The 16,317-nt window shown below is 55.6% G+C and carries 18 protein-coding genes; 9 read left to right on the top strand and 9 right to left on the bottom strand.

All coding sequences use genetic code 11. The annotated features are described in order from the left end of the window. Nucleotides 1-27 precede the first annotated feature (27 nt). Nucleotides 28-240 carry a cold-shock protein gene (locus P2R09_RS07075; protein WP_003854408.1) on the top strand — a complete coding sequence of 71 codons (213 nt, stop codon included), beginning with the start codon at nucleotides 28-30 and terminating at the stop codon, nucleotides 238-240. A gap of 3 nt (nucleotides 241-243) precedes the next feature. Continuing rightward, complete coding sequence (locus P2R09_RS07070; protein WP_085980553.1) at nucleotides 244-414, top strand: cold-shock protein; 171 nt, start codon at nucleotides 244-246, stop codon at nucleotides 412-414. 285 nt (nucleotides 415-699) lie between these two features. On the opposite strand, the gene P2R09_RS07065 is transcribed toward P2R09_RS07070, so the two are convergent. The 3 genes from P2R09_RS07065 to P2R09_RS07055 all read right to left on the bottom strand — a co-directional run bounded on the left by P2R09_RS07065 (nucleotide 700) and on the right by P2R09_RS07055 (nucleotide 3,770). After that, nucleotides 700-2,277, bottom strand: a complete 1,578-nt coding sequence (locus tag P2R09_RS07065) for a methyl-accepting chemotaxis protein (protein WP_275768390.1) — start codon at nucleotides 2,275-2,277, stop codon at nucleotides 700-702. 301 nt (nucleotides 2,278-2,578) lie between these two features. Beyond that, nucleotides 2,579-2,728 (bottom strand): hypothetical protein, encoded by a 150-nt coding sequence (locus P2R09_RS07060; RefSeq protein WP_275768388.1) that lies wholly within the window; start codon nucleotides 2,726-2,728, stop codon nucleotides 2,579-2,581. A 79-nt stretch (nucleotides 2,729-2,807) separates the two neighbouring features. Beyond that, nucleotides 2,808-3,770 carry a chemotaxis protein gene (locus P2R09_RS07055; RefSeq protein ID WP_275768386.1) on the bottom strand — a complete coding sequence of 321 codons (963 nt, stop codon included), beginning with the start codon at nucleotides 3,768-3,770 and terminating at the stop codon, nucleotides 2,808-2,810. Nucleotides 3,771-3,937: 167 nt separating this feature from the next. Here P2R09_RS07055 and P2R09_RS07050 point away from each other — a divergent pair, with 167 nt between their 5' ends. Beyond that, entirely contained in the window at nucleotides 3,938-4,330 is a 393-nt protein-coding gene (locus tag P2R09_RS07050) for a NirD/YgiW/YdeI family stress tolerance protein (protein ID WP_192378133.1), read from the top strand. Between the two features lie 36 nt (nucleotides 4,331-4,366). On the opposite strand, the gene dbpA is transcribed toward P2R09_RS07050, so the two are convergent. The 3 genes from dbpA to P2R09_RS07035 form a co-directional block, all read right to left on the bottom strand. Further along, on the bottom strand, nucleotides 4,367-5,749 hold the full coding sequence (gene dbpA, locus P2R09_RS07045) for an ATP-dependent RNA helicase DbpA (RefSeq protein ID WP_008924852.1): 1,383 nt from the start codon (nucleotides 5,747-5,749) through the stop codon (nucleotides 4,367-4,369). 818 nt (nucleotides 5,750-6,567) lie between these two features. Beyond that, nucleotides 6,568-7,956 carry an amidohydrolase family protein gene (locus P2R09_RS07040; RefSeq protein WP_275768382.1) on the bottom strand — a complete coding sequence of 463 codons (1,389 nt, stop codon included), beginning with the start codon at nucleotides 7,954-7,956 and terminating at the stop codon, nucleotides 6,568-6,570. 90 nt (nucleotides 7,957-8,046) lie between these two features. Then, a complete protein-coding gene (locus P2R09_RS07035; protein ID WP_003850092.1) occupies nucleotides 8,047-8,907 on the bottom strand; it encodes a LysR family transcriptional regulator in 861 nt (286 codons plus the stop codon). 87 nt (nucleotides 8,908-8,994) lie between these two features. On the opposite strand from P2R09_RS07035, the gene P2R09_RS07030 reads away from it, so the two are divergent. The 6 genes from P2R09_RS07030 (at nucleotide 8,995) to yniD (ending at nucleotide 14,699) form a co-directional block, all read left to right on the top strand. Further along, on the top strand, nucleotides 8,995-10,167 hold the full coding sequence (locus P2R09_RS07030) for a cyanate transporter (protein ID WP_275768380.1): 1,173 nt from the start codon (nucleotides 8,995-8,997) through the stop codon (nucleotides 10,165-10,167). Nucleotides 10,168-10,373: 206 nt separating this feature from the next. Next, nucleotides 10,374-12,029 (top strand): L-lactate permease, encoded by a 1,656-nt coding sequence (lldP, locus tag P2R09_RS07025; protein ID WP_003850089.1) that lies wholly within the window; start codon nucleotides 10,374-10,376, stop codon nucleotides 12,027-12,029. Next, nucleotides 12,026-12,799 (top strand): transcriptional regulator LldR, encoded by a 774-nt coding sequence (gene lldR / locus P2R09_RS07020; RefSeq protein ID WP_105099451.1) that lies wholly within the window; start codon nucleotides 12,026-12,028, stop codon nucleotides 12,797-12,799. Before lldP ends, lldR begins: the two co-directional genes overlap by 4 nt. Then, nucleotides 12,799-13,986 carry an FMN-dependent L-lactate dehydrogenase LldD gene (gene lldD, locus P2R09_RS07015; protein WP_275768377.1) on the top strand — a complete coding sequence of 396 codons (1,188 nt, stop codon included), beginning with the start codon at nucleotides 12,799-12,801 and terminating at the stop codon, nucleotides 13,984-13,986. Before lldR ends, lldD begins: the two co-directional genes overlap by 1 nt. Before the next feature lie 57 nt (nucleotides 13,987-14,043). Beyond that, nucleotides 14,044-14,472: an OsmC family protein gene (locus P2R09_RS07010; protein WP_003850085.1), complete on the top strand. Its 429-nt coding sequence runs from the start codon at nucleotides 14,044-14,046 to the stop codon at nucleotides 14,470-14,472. 119 nt (nucleotides 14,473-14,591) lie between these two features. After that, entirely contained in the window at nucleotides 14,592-14,699 is a 108-nt protein-coding gene (gene yniD / locus P2R09_RS07005) for a small membrane protein YniD (protein ID WP_085980552.1), read from the top strand. A gap of 115 nt (nucleotides 14,700-14,814) precedes the next feature. On the opposite strand, the gene P2R09_RS07000 is transcribed toward yniD, so the two are convergent. The 3 genes from P2R09_RS07000 to P2R09_RS06990 all read right to left on the bottom strand — a co-directional run bounded on the left by P2R09_RS07000 (nucleotide 14,815) and on the right by P2R09_RS06990 (nucleotide 16,139). Continuing rightward, nucleotides 14,815-15,048, bottom strand: coding sequence for a hypothetical protein (locus P2R09_RS07000; RefSeq protein WP_008924857.1), 234 nt, complete (start codon nucleotides 15,046-15,048; stop codon nucleotides 14,815-14,817). Between the two features lie 99 nt (nucleotides 15,049-15,147). Then, the gene (locus P2R09_RS06995) at nucleotides 15,148-15,318 is read right to left on the bottom strand and encodes a hypothetical protein (protein WP_003850083.1); all 171 of its coding nucleotides are present in this window, start codon (nucleotides 15,316-15,318) and stop codon (nucleotides 15,148-15,150) included. A 170-nt stretch (nucleotides 15,319-15,488) separates the two neighbouring features. Further along, on the bottom strand, nucleotides 15,489-16,139 hold the full coding sequence (locus tag P2R09_RS06990; RefSeq protein ID WP_003850082.1) for a type II CAAX endopeptidase family protein: 651 nt from the start codon (nucleotides 16,137-16,139) through the stop codon (nucleotides 15,489-15,491). Nucleotides 16,140-16,317 lie beyond the last annotated feature (178 nt).

Raw genomic sequence — 16,317 nt, 5'->3', positions numbered from 1 at the left:
AAGGCTCGATATATTAAGGATTTAAGCATGTCTAACAAAATTCGCGGTACCGTTAAATGGTTTAACGCAGAGAAAGGCTTCGGTTTCATTTCTCCTGCAGACGGCAGCAAAGATGTATTCGTACATTTCTCTGCAATCCAGGGCACCGATTTCCGTTCATTAGATGAAGGTCAGCAAGTTGAATTCACAGTAGAAAATGGCGCCAAAGGCCCAGCTGCTGCGAACGTTGTTGGTCTCTAAGGACTGAAAATTACTTTTAAGTGTCCTCACTGTAATGGCTCACAGTTTCGTACATCACATTTTGATGTTACAAGAGCCAATCCGCATGGAGCGAAATGCATTTTCTGCAAATCTGTCGTCGTTCAGGTGAACATGGCAAGGATTGCAACTCAGAGCCAGCTTCGCGCGCTCTGATAAAGGCTAGTGAGCTTTATAGCGTTGTTGCATTTATAGTAATGAAAGGTCGCCTCTGGCGGCCTTTTTTGTGTCCGCTATTCCTATCCTCAAACCTCAAACCTCAAACCTCAAACCTCAAACCTCAAACCTCAAACCTCAAACCTCAAACCTCAAACCCTTCCTGCACGTGTCGGGTGACGTCAGCTTTCTTTATATCGGAAACAGGGTTAACAGCCTGAAATCTGTCCGCTATCCATCATCGCGCCAAAAAAAAGACCCGCCGGGGCGGGCCGTTAAGAAGGATTAACGCAGTACAGGTTGCAGAGAAAGCTTGCCGGTATTGAATACGCTCATTGCCTGCGCCATGCGCTCAGCCTGATCCTGTAAGGCCTGAGAGGCGGCTGACGCTTCCTGCACCAGCGCGGCGTTCTGCTGCGTTACCGCTTCCATCTGAGTAATCGCCTGATTGATTTCATGGATGCCGCTGCTCTGTTCGCTGCTGGCGATCGTGATTTCGCTCATAATGTTTGCCACGCTCTGTACGCTGTTCACCACTTCACCGATGGTTGAACCTGCATGCGTCACCAGTTTGCTGCCTTCATCGACTTTAGCGACAGAATCTTCAATCAGAACCTTAATCTCTTTGGCCGCGGAAGCTGAGCGCTGTGCGAGATTACGCACTTCACTCGCCACGACGGCAAAGCCACGACCCTGTTCACCCGCGCGCGCTGCCTCTACGGCGGCGTTCAGTGACAGGATATTGGTCTGAAAGGCGATCGAGTCGATGACGCTGATAATATCGACAATTTTGCGTGAAGAGAGAGCGATGGCTTCCATCTTCTCGATGACCTGCTCCATTACCACGCCACCTTCACGTGCCACGCTGGAGGTGGTGGAAACCAGGTGATTGGCTTCACGCGCGTTGTCGGCATTGTGTTTCACCGTCGACGTCATCTGCTCCATAGCGGAGGCGGTCTCTTCCAGCGAACTGGCCTGCTGCTCAGTTCGGGTTGAGAGATCAAGGTTGCCGCTGGAAATCTGCGTAGACGCGACCGCGATAGTGTCAGAGCCGGTACGCACTTCCGTTACAATTGACAGCAGGTTATCGTTCATTCGCTGCAATGCCTGCATCAGAACACCTGTTTCATCGCGTGAGGTCACCTGCATCTGGGTACTCAGATCGCCGGCCGCCACACGTTCAGCGACATCAACAGCTGTAACCAGCGGACGCACGATTGAACGGGTCAGGAAGTAGCCCAGCATAATAGAAGCAAGAATGGCCAGTGCGGAGAAAATCAGTGTGATAGAAATAGCAGACTGGCCATTTTCCACAATACCCTGACCTTCAGTCCGCAGCTGTGCATCCTGAGAGTTGGCAAAATTTTCAGCATCCTGAAGGAATTTATTCTGGGTAGCCGTCATTGATTTCAACACATAGATGCTTGCTGCATCAAAGTTGCCCGTTTTTACCAGGGTAATTAATTCGGCTTTGACCTTTTCAAATGCCTGAGAAGAGGCCAGCAGACCGGCGATCTTTTTCTTACCGATTGGCGTGACCTGAATATCTTCAATCTTTTTCATGGCGCGGTTGGTGCGTTGTGTGGCTTCATCCAGCTGACCATAACGCTTCACATTATTTTCCGGATGTGTCGTGTCGATCACTATGCCGCGCAGGTATTTAATCTGATCGTTAACGCCATCGCGCACATCAAATGCCAGTCGTACTTTTACATAGCGATCATCGACGATCGAGGAGATCGCCGTATTAATATTGTTAATTCTGGTAATGGATGTCACACCAATCACTATCAGTAACGTCACAATAATACCGAAGGCTGCTGCGAGCCGCATTCCGACCTTCATATTCCTGATGCTGAACATGTTCTCTTCCCCGCTATAATATTAATCAATTTGTTAGCAACGTTCAGGTTCCCTGCTGTTGTGCGCAGTGCCTTGCTGATGTCTGTGGTCACAGCCGCAGGCAAAAAGGTGATCTCGCGCATACAGTTATCGGAGCACGCAGTTGTACCTTTAATAATTTTTAAGTAATAACGCTGCGTGAATAAATAATCACTGAAAACCATCAGAAAGGGTTAACAAATGAGCGGAGGGGAAATTCAGGCAAAAAAAAGGGCTGTCAGCAGTGATGCTGACAGCCCGATCCAGACAAACATGAATGGATTCAGAAAACTAAGAAGTAGAGGCCTACCCAGAACGCGACGCTTAAACTGATGGCGCTAATCCAGGCCAGCTGACGTAAACGGCCACGCAATACCTTTTGAGGAGAAGGGGTAGCAGGTGCTGGCGTAACAGGTAAAGTTTCAATGTGCATAGTCGGTTCCGGGTCAGGTCAGCGATTCCGCTGTTTAAAAAGTAAAAACGCGCGGGCATTCTTCGCGGCCCGCATTCGCTTAGCGGGCAGTCTCGAGAACGTTGAAAATCACGTCTGAAAGTTCATTTAGCTCGAACTTCGCCACATAACCGTCGGCACCCACTTTGCGAACGTGGTCTTCGTTGGCGCTGCCAGAGAGTGAGGAGTGGATCACAACCGGCAGCGTTTTCAGAATCGGATCACGCTTGATGTTGCGGGTCAGCGTAAAGCCATCCATCTCCGGCATCTCCAGATCGGTGAGTACCAGGGCAATTTTGTCGTGAATTGACCCGCCTGAAGCCTGCACTTCCTGGCTTATCAGTTTAATTTTTTCCCAGGCATCAAGGCCGGTGTTAAACATGAGCGTCGGGATGCCCATGCTCTTCAGTCCCTGTTCCAGCAGCTGACGCGCGACTTTGGAATCTTCTGCCACAATCGCTACCGCACCCGGGCGATAGTTGAAGGCGCGCGGTTTGGCCTCTTCAGGCTCGACACCACGCGACGACGGGATGATGTCATACAGGATTTGCTCAACGTCCAAAACCATTGCCAGCTCGCTGCCCTGCTGGTCTGTGTCCAGGCAGGCGATGCTGGTAATGTTGCGACCGCCGATACCGGCTTCAGCGGTATGGACCTGGCTCCAGTCAAGGCGCACGATGTTATCAACGGATTCCACCGCAAACGCCTGGGTGTTACGGGCATACTCGGTGACCAGCAGCAGGTTAAGGCCCGTTTCCGGCACACAACCCGCCACAGCAGGCAGGTCGATGACCGGAATGAACTGACCGCGAATACTGGCCATACCCAGCAGCGGCGAACTCATACCCGCGGCTTTGGTGATGGTCTGCATCGGTACAATTTCACGCAGCTTGAAGACGTTAATGCCAAACAGCTCAGACTTGCCTTTAAGCTGATCGGAACCTAAGCGAAACAGCAACAGCTCAAACTTGTTCGATAATGCGAGGTTCGCTCTCTCATCGATCTCTTTCTGAAAATTATCCATGGTTGCCTCTGCATTAACGCAGCTGGTGAAATAGGGTGTGAAAAGGTTATCGGCAGCGAATGGAAAAAGGTGAGATGAGAAGCGCGAAATAAAACGGACGCCAATTATTGTGCCAGGCTTAACCCTGAAGGTTCAACATGGACACCTTTCCAATAAAGGAGTGTGAAATGAAAAAAGTGATTTTAGCGTCGTTGCTGGTGATGATGAGCGCGGGTGTGTCAGCTGAAGAGGGCGGATACAAAGCGGGCGATGCGCCACCGCCACAGCACAAGCAGGATGCCGGTTATAAAGGCTCAGAAGATACCGGTCAGACGCATATTGATCAGATCCGCGATTTCCGTCAGGGCGGGTATGTGACGCTGGAAGGTTACATCGTAAAGAAAGAGCAGGGCGAGCGCTATCAGTTCCGCGACAACACCGGTACGTTACCGATTATCGCACCGAAGAAGACCTTTGATGGTAAAACCTACACTGCGGAAGACAAAGTACGTGTCAGTGGCAAGGTACAGGGCAAAGGGGATAAAACCATTCTGCATGTGACACAAATCGAAGAACCATAAGAAATCGGGCGAGGTAATAACCTCGCCCGCTTTTATTTAGTCCTTCAGCAGAATCGCCCGGCAGGTTTTGCCTTTGATTTTGCCCTGCTTGAGTTTCACCAGTGCCGCTTTAGCGTGGTTCGCTTCAATCGCCACGTAGGCATGGGTTGGGGTCAGAACGATTTTACCGATCTGATCGGCGCGATAACCCGCTTCACCGGTCAGCGCACCCAGAATGTCTCCGGGACGCATCTTGGCTTTACGACCACCATCAATACACAATGTCATCATGGCGGCAGGCAGCGGCTTACTGCTGCCTTTTTTCAGCGTGCTGGCAGAAACCCACGGCAGTTTTTGCTGCAGGAAATCCTCCAGTGCATGTGCGCGCGCCATCTCATCGGCAGCAACCAGGCTGACGGCAACGCCATGTTCGCCTGCACGTGCGGTACGGCCGATGCGGTGCAGGTGGATTTCAGGATCCCAGGCGAGCTGGTAGTTGACCACCATCGCCAGTGATTTGATATCCAGTCCGCGCGCGGCGACATCGGTGGCAACCAGTACGCGTCCACTGCCGTTAGCAAAACGGATCAGCACGCGTTCGCGATCGCGCTGTTCCAGGTCACCATGCAATGGCAGGGCGCTGATATCACGCGCGTTTAGCGCCGCAGCGACATCGTCACATTCACGTTTGGTGTTGCAGAAGACCACACAGGATGAGGGCTGACGGTCACTCAGCAGTGCGATGAGCAGACCCAGTTTTTCATTGTGGCTGGCTTCAAAGAACTGCTGGTCAATTGAAGGCAGTTCGCTGACTTCCTCGGTTACCACGCTCAGCGCATCACGCTGGAAGCGGGTACTGATGGCTGTGATGCCGTCGGGCCACGTAGCGGAAAAGAGCAGCGTCTGCCGCGAGGCGGGCGTCGCCTCAATGATAGTTTCCATATCATTGAGGAAACCCATCTCCAGCATCCGATCTGCCTCATCCAGTACCAGCGTGTTGAGCTGGTCCAGTTTGAGGTTTTCGCGGTTGATGTGGTCGAGGATACGACCCGGCGTGCCGACCACGATATGCGGTGGATGCACCAGCGAGTCACGCTGTGCACTCATCGGTTGTCCGCCACACAAGGTGAGGACTTTGATGTTTCGGGTGAAGCGGGCCAGCTGGCGCAGCACGTTGCCCACCTGATCGGCCAGTTCCCGGGTTGGACACAGGATGAGTGCCTGAGTCTGAAAGCGGGTGCTGTCAATATGGTGCAGTAAACCAATACCAAATGCAGCCGTTTTACCGCTGCCGGTTTTCGCCTGCGCACGCACGTCGCGTCCCTGCAGAATGGCGGGCAGCGTAGCAGCCTGCACGGGCGTCATGCTGGTGTAGCCCATCTCGCGCAGGTTATCGAGCTGGCTGTCGGGAAGCGAATTGAGGGTAGAAAAAGCGGTCACGGGCGCGGCCTCTGAGGCTAAAAGTGTAGGGCATTATTGCGGGGCAAGTCTGGCAGAAAGCACGCCTGACAGCAACGGGAACCTCGATGGTTAACGGTATGAAACTATCTCTGCCGGTACGCTTAGGAATAGACTGAAGTTTGCCTGGAAAAGACGGTTTTTTTTAATCGATTCGCTGAATGTAAAGCTTTTCATTTCAAGGTGATAATTTACCAGGACCATGCATTGCTATATAAGCCTCCGTTTTTAAATATTTATTTCATTGTTAATCAGATGATTCCTTAATAATCACTCCAGTAATAGAATTAATCATTAAAAAATATCACTCTCCGTGCCGATAAAAATCCTGAGCTAATTGCTTTATATTTAGCGCGCCATATTCCTGGTACAACGACCGGTAGAGGGTATTTGCATTGAGTAATCGCATCCAGGGACCACATGAAAATGTGCTTAAAATAGTAGGCCGCGCCGTACTGACACTGCATATTCATGGAGAGGGCTTATCGGCTGATAAGATCGCTTCGATGATTGCGTGTTATGCGGAAGATGAGCCCTGTGATCAGGAAGATCGTCGCTTATACGCGCTGGCAATGGAACTAATGTCGAATAATCAATGGGCCAAAAGCGCGTAACCCGCACTTCGCTCAGGTAAATGCAGAGCCTCCCTTGTGGAGGCTCTGTTGTTTTGGGGGAGGGCTGGCTCGCGGCCAATTGAGTCTGGCTCAACGGGTGGAGGCCCGCGATGCTTTGCTTCAGGCGCAGGCTCTCATCGCTTCACGTCAGGTGGTCGTCTGTGAACCCAATGCGGTTTTGCTGTGTCAGGTGGAGGCCAGCGCAAACACCGGTTTACCGCGCGAGAAGGTCGCGACTACGGGCGAAATTCGGGCTACGGCTTCGGCGGAACAGCTTGCTGCCACCAGCATCATACTCGCGTCATCGCCCGTCACGGGCCACTGGCGTTTACCCTGAGCAGAGAGTGGCAGCCGGTCGCCTGTGGCAATCGCCAGCGCCCGCGACAGCGAGAATTCATCCGAACCGCGATAGAGTTGTGCGTAAAGATTCGCTTTTTCCAGCATGCTGCCCGTGCCAAAGGGTGACCAGTGATCGATGACGCTGTCTGTGCCGGTCATCACTTTCACACCCGCTTTCTGTAGCTGCGGAACTGGCATGGTGAGCTTGCCGATCGGCAGCGTGGAGGCGACGCTGAACTGCTGCTCCGCCAGCCCTTCGATCATCCTGTCCAGCGCACTGCCGGTCAGGGTCGCCAGCACGAAACCGTGGCTCAGCGTCACTTTGCCTTTTAGCACCGGATTCTTCGCCACGGTGTCAATCATGTACTTTATCGCCGCCACGCCTGCAGGGGAGGTTTCATGCAGATGAATATCCACGCTGCGCTGGTAATCGAGCGCAATCTGGAACATCGCATCCAGTGACCTCTCCATCGCACCATCGACATTGGTGGGGTCCAGCCCGCCGACATACTCTACGCCGTGCTGCATTGCTTCGCGCATCAGTCCGTCAACCTGCGAGTGCAGCAGGCCGTGCTGCGGGAAAGCAACGATCTCGCAGGAAAAATCGGGGTGCCGGGCTAATGCCGCCTGCAGATGTTCCAGGCTCTTCAGGCCGCTGACCGGATCGATGTTGCAATGGCTGCGGGCGCGGGTGGTGCCTTTGGCATGGAGCAGAGCGATCAACGCTTCAGCGCGCGCCTCGGAGTGCGGCAGCAGTTGCGGAATCAACACCTCTTCACGCGCAATCATATCCATGATGGTTTTGCCCTGACGGGGACGCGGTGCCTGCCACGGGCCGCCGTAGAAGGTTTTATCCAGGTGAATGTGCATATCCTGCGTGGCGGGCAGCAGCAGGGCATCCTGTGCGTCCCACGACGGCAGCGTGCTGTCGCCCTGGCCTGCGGGGACCAGCTGGTCAATTTTACCGTCGCGTACGCTGATGTCGTAACGTCCGGTCCGGGTCGCGACGATTTCGTCATCCTCACGGATAAAGCCCTCTTCCAGCCTCACATTGCGCAGCAGGTAATGATCCTGCTGTGGCAGGGCGGTGGGCTGGTCGGGATTGAGAGCGGGTGAAGATGAGGACGTGGCGGCACTGGCCTGACCGAAACCGGCGGCCAGTAAGCCGCCTGCGGCGGTCCAGCGAACACCTTGTCCAGGGAAATCGCGGCGGCTCGGTGAAGAGGAAATAGGCATCAGAGGCTCCTGCAAAGTGAACAAGACATTAATCTGACAAACGACGCTTCACCCTGCTGCGTTATTTTCCACTGACGACTATTCGATATCTCACTGCCAGCGCAGCTGCCCAAAGGCCGCCAGTGACTCTGCCAGTTCGCGCTGCAACGGATCCTGCGGCTGGCGGCAGAACAGTGCCAGTTCAAAGGTATCAATCAACGGCAGTCCCTGCTCAGGACCCAGCACACGGTGCTGCGGCAGGCGGCAGCTGGCGGGCAGTAACGTGAGTCCCAGTCCCTGAGCACTGGCGGCGGCCAGCGCGACCAGACTGGCGCTGCTGTAGCTAATGCGCCAGCTTCGACCCAGCGCATCCAGCGTCTGGCACACCTCGTCACGATAGAGCCCCTGCTGGGGAAACAGCACCAGCGGCACCGGCGTCTGTTCAAAGCAGGGCCACTCCGCGCTGTCGAGCCACAAAAGGGGTTCGGGACGCGACGCCATTGGACGCTCGCCGTAAGGCTGCTTGATCAGCATGATGTCGAGCTCTTCACGCTGCCAGGCGCGACGCAATTCCACCTGCATGCCACTCATCACATCCAGACGCAACTGTGGATGGTCGCGGCTGAAGTGCGCCAGCAGGCCGGCAGTGGGCGCAGCGAAATCCTCCGGCACGCCAAGGCGCAACACGCCGTCGCGCCACTGGTCACTCAGCACATCGTGCGCTTCGCCATTCAGAGCAATAATCCGGCGGGCGTAGCCTAAAAGTTTTTCGCCCTCTTCGGTGATCTGCACCTGATGCGAGGTGCGAACCAGCAGTTCCTTTCCTAACATCTCTTCAAGACGCCGCACCTGCTGGCTGACAGTGGATTGCGACAGGTGCACTCTGTCGGCGGCGCGGGTAAAGCTAAAGGTTTCACACACCGCCACAAAGCTAAGCAACTGCTGCGGGGTAAACATGGGCTGACGATTCATTTTTCCACTACCTGGCAGAGTAATATTTCATTTCCAGATAGTAGCGACTGCTGCCAGGCTGGCAACCTTTAACTGCGTGGATCTCAGATGAAGAGAGAGAACAATCTGCTGCTGGCGGCGCTGGTGCTGGCAGGACTCAATATGCGACCACTGATGACCTCGGTCAGTCCGTTACTCGGCCAGTTGCGGCAGAGCATGGGTCTGTCGTCACTGGCGGCATCGCTGCTACCTGCGGTGCCGATGATGATGATGGGCGCTATTGCGTTAATCAGCGCCCCACTGATGCAGCGTTTTGCGGTGCGCAGACTGCTGCTCGGCGGTCTGGTGCTGCTGTTGCTGGCGCTGGTGAGTCGGCTGTTGGTTACTGATGGCCGCTGGCTGGTGCTGACTGCCGTGCCGGGTGGGGCAGGCATTGGCATTGTACAGATGGCGATGCCGGGATTGATCCGTCAGCGTTTTGGCAGCCGGAGCGCCGGCGTGACCGGACTCTGGGCCGCCGCGCTGATGGGTGGCGGCGGAATTGGCGCGGCGATCTCGCCGTGGCTGAACGCACACTTTGGCTGGCAGGGCGCGCTGAGTAGCTGGGCGCTGCCGGTGGTGCTGGCTATTCTGGTCTGGCTGTTTATCACCACCGCGCCGCCCACAGCCCGGACAGAGGCAGCAGAGATGCCTTCGCTGTGGCGAAAAACCCGAGCCTGGACGCTGGCGCTGAGCTTTGGACTGGTGAACGGAGGATATGCTATCTGTGTTGCCTGGCTGCCTGACTTTTATCATCAGCTCGGCTGGAGCACACAGGCGGGCGGCTCACTGCTTGGTATGATGATCGCCTGTCAGGTCGCGGGTGCGCTGCTCTTGCCGTTGCTGGCTCGGGGCCGCGATCGTCGTCCGCTGTTGCTGTTTACGCTGGCGATGCAGCTCAGCGGCATGCTCGGCTTTCTGCTTGCGCCACAAGGGGCGCCGTGGCTCTGGGCGGGGATTGCGGGCGTCGGACTGGGCGGGGCGTTTCCGCTGGCACTGGTGCTGGCGCTGGATCATCTTGATAAACCCCAGACTGGCGCACGGCTGGTGGCCTTTATGCAGGGCGTCGGCTTTATTATTGCGGGCAGCATGCCGTTCATCGCCGGCCAGCTGCATGCGTTCACCGGCCAGTTCGGCAGCATCTGGATTCTGCAGGCGGCGGTTACGCTGCTGCTGGTCGTCCTGACTCTGCGTTTCCATCCACGCAGCTATCAGCGGGCCTTTCCTGGCATGAGTAGCTGATTTTGGTCGGACCAATCACAGCAATAATTTTCTCTGGTTCACACTCCAGGAATATTCGCGCAACTTCTATTGCCACGGATTAACAATACATTAACTATCTCTTGCCATAAGCTCCGATAAAGCATTTTGGTCTGACCAATTCGGGGCACAGGGCATGCAGCGCTGCGGCTACATGCTTCGTCACCTCTTCCTCTGGAGATACTGGCATGCAGATCTGGCAACAAAACTACGATCCGCTGGGTAATATCTGGCTCTCAAGCCTTGTTGCTCTGATCCCGATTCTCTTTTTCTTCTTTGCGCTGATTAAGCTGAAGATGAAAGGCTATCTGGCGGCTACCACTACAGTGGTGCTGGCGCTGCTGGTGGCGCTGTTTCTCTATCAGATGCCGGTTGCACAGGCGCTGGCCGCCGTGGGGTATGGTTTTCTTTATGGATTGTGGCCGATTGCCTGGATTATTGTCGCGGCGGTATTCGTCTACAAGATCTCGGTCAAAACCGGCCAGTTCGATATTATTCGCGCCTCTATCCTCTCGATTACGCCCGATCAGCGTCTGCAGATGCTGATTGTCGGCTTCTCATTCGGGGCTTTCCTGGAGGGCGCTGCAGGCTTTGGTGCGCCAGTGGCGATTACTGCCGCGCTGCTGGTGGGACTCGGCTTTAATCCACTCTACGCCGCCGGCCTCTGCCTGATTGTCAACACCGCGCCGGTCGCCTTTGGTGCGATGGGCATTCCGATTATCGTGGCGGGCCAGGTGACCGGACTGGACAGTTTTGCCATCGGTCAGATGGCTGGACGCCAGCTGCCGCTGCTGACCCTGATTGTGCTGTTCTGGATCATGGCGATCATGGATGGCTGGCGAGGCGTGAAAGAGACCTGGCCAGCGGTGGTTGTCGCGGGCGGATCATTTGCCATTGCCCAGTTCCTCAGCTCCAACTTCCTGGGACCTGAACTGCCCGATATTATCTCTTCACTCGCCTCGCTGGTTTCGCTGACGCTATTCCTGCGGGTCTGGAAACCGGTGCGTATCTTTCGGTTTGCCGATGCAGAGGCGAAGCAGGGCGATCCGCTGCTGCCTCCGCAGAAGTATCGGCTGGGCCAGGTGATCCGTGCCTGGATGCCGTTCCTGTTTCTTACTGCCACCGTCACGCTCTGGAGCATTCCGCCGTTTAAAGCGCTGTTTGCCAAAGGCGGTGCGCTCTATGACTGGGTGCTGGCTGTGCCGGTTCCGATGCTGAATGAGCTGGTGGCGCGGATGCCACCGGTCGTCAGCAGTGCGACGCCTTATCCGGCAATCTATAAACTGGATCTGGTTTCCGCCACGGGTACCGCCATTTTAATCGCAGCCATCATCGCTATGCTGTTCCTGCGTATGAAACCAAAGGCGGCGTTGCAGACCTTTGGTGAAACACTGAAAGAGCTGGCGCTGCCAATCTACTCCATCGGAATGGTGCTGGCGTTTGCGTTTATCTCCAACTATTCCGGCCTCTCTGCGACGCTGGCACTGGCGCTGGCACACACCGGCCATGCATTTACCTTCTTCTCACCGTTCCTCGGCTGGCTGGGTGTCTTCCTGACCGGATCAGATACCTCATCGAATGCACTCTTTGCCGCGTTACAGGCCACCACTGCCCAGCAGATTGGCGTCTCCGATATTTTGCTGGTGGCAGCGAATACCACCGGCGGCGTGACCGGTAAGATGATCTCGCCGCAGTCGATCGCCATCGCCTGTGCAGCGGTCGGGCTGGTGGGGAAAGAGTCCGACCTGTTCCGGTTTACCGTTAAACACAGCCTGATTTTCACCTGTATGGTCGGTGTGATTACCACACTTCAGGCCTATGTTTTCCCGTGGATGATCCCATGAACAGTCATGTCGATCCGCTGGTGATGCGCCTCCGGGCGTATATCACCGAACATCAGCTTGAACCGGGTATGCGACTGCCCGCCGAACGTCAGCTCTCTGCGGAGCTTGGCGTCTCCCGCTCCTCGCTGCGGGAAGCGATACAGCAGCTGATCAGCAGCGGAATGCTGATCAGCCGACGTGGTGGCGGCACCTGGCTCCGTCAGCAGCTGGCACCCTGGTCGGAGCAACGCATCGTCGAGCCGATTCGTCAGTTACTGCGCGACGATCCCGACTACCGCTACGACATTCTGGAAGCGCGGCATGCCATCGAGGCCAGCACCGCCTGGCATGCCGCACTGCGCGCCACCGACAGCGACAAAGAGAAGCTGCAGTTCGCTTTCGACGCCACCCTGAAACTCAAGGAGAGTGACGATCCCGATCTCGCCGCGCAGGCGGATGTGCGCTTCCACCTGGCGATTGCCGAGGCGTCGCACAATGTGGTGCTGCTGCAGACCATGCGCGGTTTTTTTGAGCTGCTGCAGTCATCGGTGATGCAGACCCGTCAGCGCATGTACACCCAGCCTGCGATTTTCGGCCGCCTGACGGAACAGCATCAGGCGCTGCTTGATGCGATCCTTGCGGGCGACGCCGAAGCGGCCCGTCAGGCGGCGATGCACCATCTGGGTTTTGTGCACACCACCATGAAAAGCCTGCATGAAGATGAAGCGCGCCAGGCGCGCATCACCCGTTTACCGGATAACGACATACGCAACCCTAAGGAATCTGACTGATGATTATCTCAGCTGCCAGTGACTATCGCGCCGCCGCGCAACGTATCCTGCCGCCGTTCCTGTTTCACTATCTTGATGGCGGTGCCTACGCCGAGCACACCCTGCGACGTAACGTGGAGGACCTGTCTGACGTGGCGTTGCGTCAGCGCATCCTGAAGAACATGTCGGAACTGAGCCTTGAGACAAAATTATTTAATGAAACGTTGTCGATGCCGGTTGCGCTCGCACCGGTCGGTCTGTGCGGCATGTATGCCCGCCGGGGCGAAGTACAGGCCGCGCGCGCAGCTGCCCTGAAAGGCATTCCGTTTACGCTGTCGACGGTCTCGGTTTGCCCGATTGAAGAGGTGGCCCCGCAGATCAACCGCCCAATGTGGTTCCAGCTCTATGTGCTGCGTGATCGCGGGTTTATGCGCAATGCGCTGGAACGCGCCAAAGCCGCCGGTTGCTCAACGCTGGTGTTTACCGTGGATATGCCGACGCCGGGTGCACGCTATCGCGATGCGCACTCCGGGATGAGCGGTAATCATGCGGCGCTGCGTCGATACTGGCAGGCAGTTACTCATCCACAATGGGCACTGGATGTGGGCCTGCAGGGGCGTCCACACGATCTGGGGAATATCTCCGCCTATCTGGGTAAGCCGACCGGGCTGGAAGATTATATCGGCTGGCTGGCGAACAACTTTGATCCTTCGATCAGCTGGAAAGATCTGGAGTGGATCCGCGAGTTCTGGGACGGACCGATGGTGATCAAAGGCATTCTTGATCCGGAAGATGCGCGGGATGCGGTGCGTTTTGGCGCAGACGGCATCGTGGTCTCGAATCATGGCGGACGTCAGCTGGATGGCGTGCTCTCTTCGGCGCGGGCGCTGCCCGCGATTGCCGATGCCGTCAAAGGTGACATCACGATTCTGGCGGACAGTGGCATTCGTAACGGGCTGGATGTGGTGAGAATGATCGCGCTGGGCGCAGACAGCGTGCTGCTGGGAAGGGCCTTTATTTATGCGCTGGCGACCCACGGCCAGCGCGGTGTTGAAAACCTGCTGAACCTGATTGAGAAAGAGATGCGCGTTGCCATGACACTGACCGGCGCAAAATCCATTAGTGAAATCACCCGCGATTCACTCGTCCAGGCGGAGGCGTTGCTGGCACCAGCAAGCACAACGCCACGTCCGCGTGCGGTGAGTTAGCCTGCGAAAATGAATGTATTGTCTATACTTAGCTTCTTTACCAACAGGAGGAATGACATGACCATTCACAAGAAAGGTTCGGCGCACTGGGAAGGCGATATCAAAGGTAAAGGCACCGTCAGCACCGAGAGCGGCGTGCTGAGCCAGCAACCTTATGGCTTTAATACCCGTTTTGAAGGCGGTAAAGGCACCAACCCGGAAGAACTGATTGGTGCAGCGCATGCAGCCTGTTTCTCTATGGCGCTGTCGCTGATGCTGGGTAACGCGGGTCATCCGCCGGAAAGCATTGATACCACGGCCGACGTGTCGCTGGACAAAAAAGGCGACGGCTTTGCCATCACCAAAGTGGCGCTGACCAGCACCATCTCTCTGCCAGGTATTGATGCGTCAACTTTCGACGAGATTATCAATAAAGCCAAAGCAGGCTGCCCGGTTTCTCAGGTTCTGAATGCGGAAATTACGCTGGATTACACCCTGAACAACTGATGCCGGCGACGGGTCACCTTTTGGTGGCCCGGACGTTATGCTATCCCCTCGGTCCTGTTACTGACCGAAACTGATGCGCCTTCTGGCGCATCTTCGCTTTCTGATGAGAGGAAACCGAGGTGACAAGATACCGGGCGGCCAAAAAGTACTGGAAGATGGTGCTGGTTCTTTTATGCATTTGCGGCGGTCTGCTGTTGATTCGCTGGGCCGCCATGATCTGGGCATGAGTCGATGAAGGGGACCGGGCGTCACACGCCGGGCAACGTTTTGATTGTGATGATTGCGCTGGAAGGGGCTCTCTCTCTGCTCACAGCCTCATGTCTGTCGTGGTAATCGTGTTATTCAGACAAAGGCATCTTCACGCCGTTGTTTAGCCCGCACGTCACTGCGCGCAATGCGATACGCTTTGCGGGGATCGCCCACCACAAATTCAAAGGTTGGCGTGTAGTAAAATGGCAACCAGCCGCCATAGCTGCTCTCCCACTCCCATCGGACGGGGCAGGGCCACAGAATGCCATCATACAAAAGATAGTATACCCAGCGTCCACCAGGACGACGGGGGCGTGATGTTTTCATGGGATTCACTACGGTAATGGTTAACAACAGCTTATATTTTGTACGCTAAAGCGCCAGCTTGCAATGTTACAGCGCCGCTTTATTGAACCTGGTCCTGAATTAGCGATGGACCTCTCCGCAAAGCAGGACCACATTCGGCCTGACTTTATGAATGCGATTCGCCATCGTTTCGCAGTCGACCTTTGTCGGATAGATGCGCTCCGAGACCGGCAGCGCTTCGCAGGCATCGTAGCCGCACGCGCTTACTAACAACACAAATCCTATCAACATAGTTCCTCTCCTTTGCACGGTCTGGTGGTACGGACTGCGGTGCTTTTTATCCCTTTTTAACATCCAGTATAGACAAACGTGACGGTGCGGCATTGTCAGTGTGAGCTATGGTCCGTCCGCGGGGTCATGCCGGCGTCTGTCAGCGTGTAAGAAGAGAAGTGATGCCTGCATTAACCCGCGAAATACCAGGCGGGCAGCAGCGCAATCAGGTTATTCAGGGTGTGGAGGAAGATGGGCAGCGCCAGACTGTTGCTCCGCAGCCGGGCATAGCAGAGCAGCAGTGAAAACAGCGTCAGGGCGATAAGCGTCTGCCAGTGCACATACTGCGTATGCATTACCGCAAACAGCAGCGAGGTGAGCAGCATACAGGCGAAGCGGCTGCGCGGCGCCCACAGCAGAAACCCCTGTAACAGAAAACCGCGGAACAGTACCTCTTCAAAAACCGGCGCCAGCAACACGGCGGTCAACAGCAGGATAAGCAGCGAATTACGTCCCTGCTGCGCCTGCATCACCAGCCAGCCTTCCGGCTGCATAAATTGCATCTGTGCTGCCATCAGGACAAACAGCGCGCCGGTAAAGAGCAGGGTTTGCAGGGTATAAAGTTCACCCAGCGGTAAATCGGTACGGCGCTGGCAGTAGAAGCGGTAAAGCGGGTAGATCACAGCAAATTCAAACAGACAGAGCACGGGCACCAGCAGGCCGTCATTACGCAGCACGCCGTAATTAGGGAACAGGGTGATCAGCATGGTAACCAGGTAATAGACCACAAAGCTGCCGACGTAGAACAGCGTCAGGGTCACTCTGTCGGAATTGATGTTCATAGGCGACTCAGCCAGCGAAGGTAAGCGCATAGTAGCAATGCCCCCGATCGCTGTCGAGTCAGCCTGTAACACAATATTTAAGCGCAAAATGTTTACCGCAGACTAAACACCCGAGCGCGTGAGCCGATAACTGAGGAAACTAATCGGGTCGGCACCCTGTGTGGTATTGCCGGCCTTT

The organism is Pantoea sp. Cr_R13 (assembly GCF_029222565.1).
Classification (GTDB): domain Bacteria; phylum Pseudomonadota; class Gammaproteobacteria; order Enterobacterales; family Enterobacteriaceae; genus Pantoea; species Pantoea eucalypti.
This window is presented reverse-complemented; position numbering and strand designations above follow the sequence as displayed.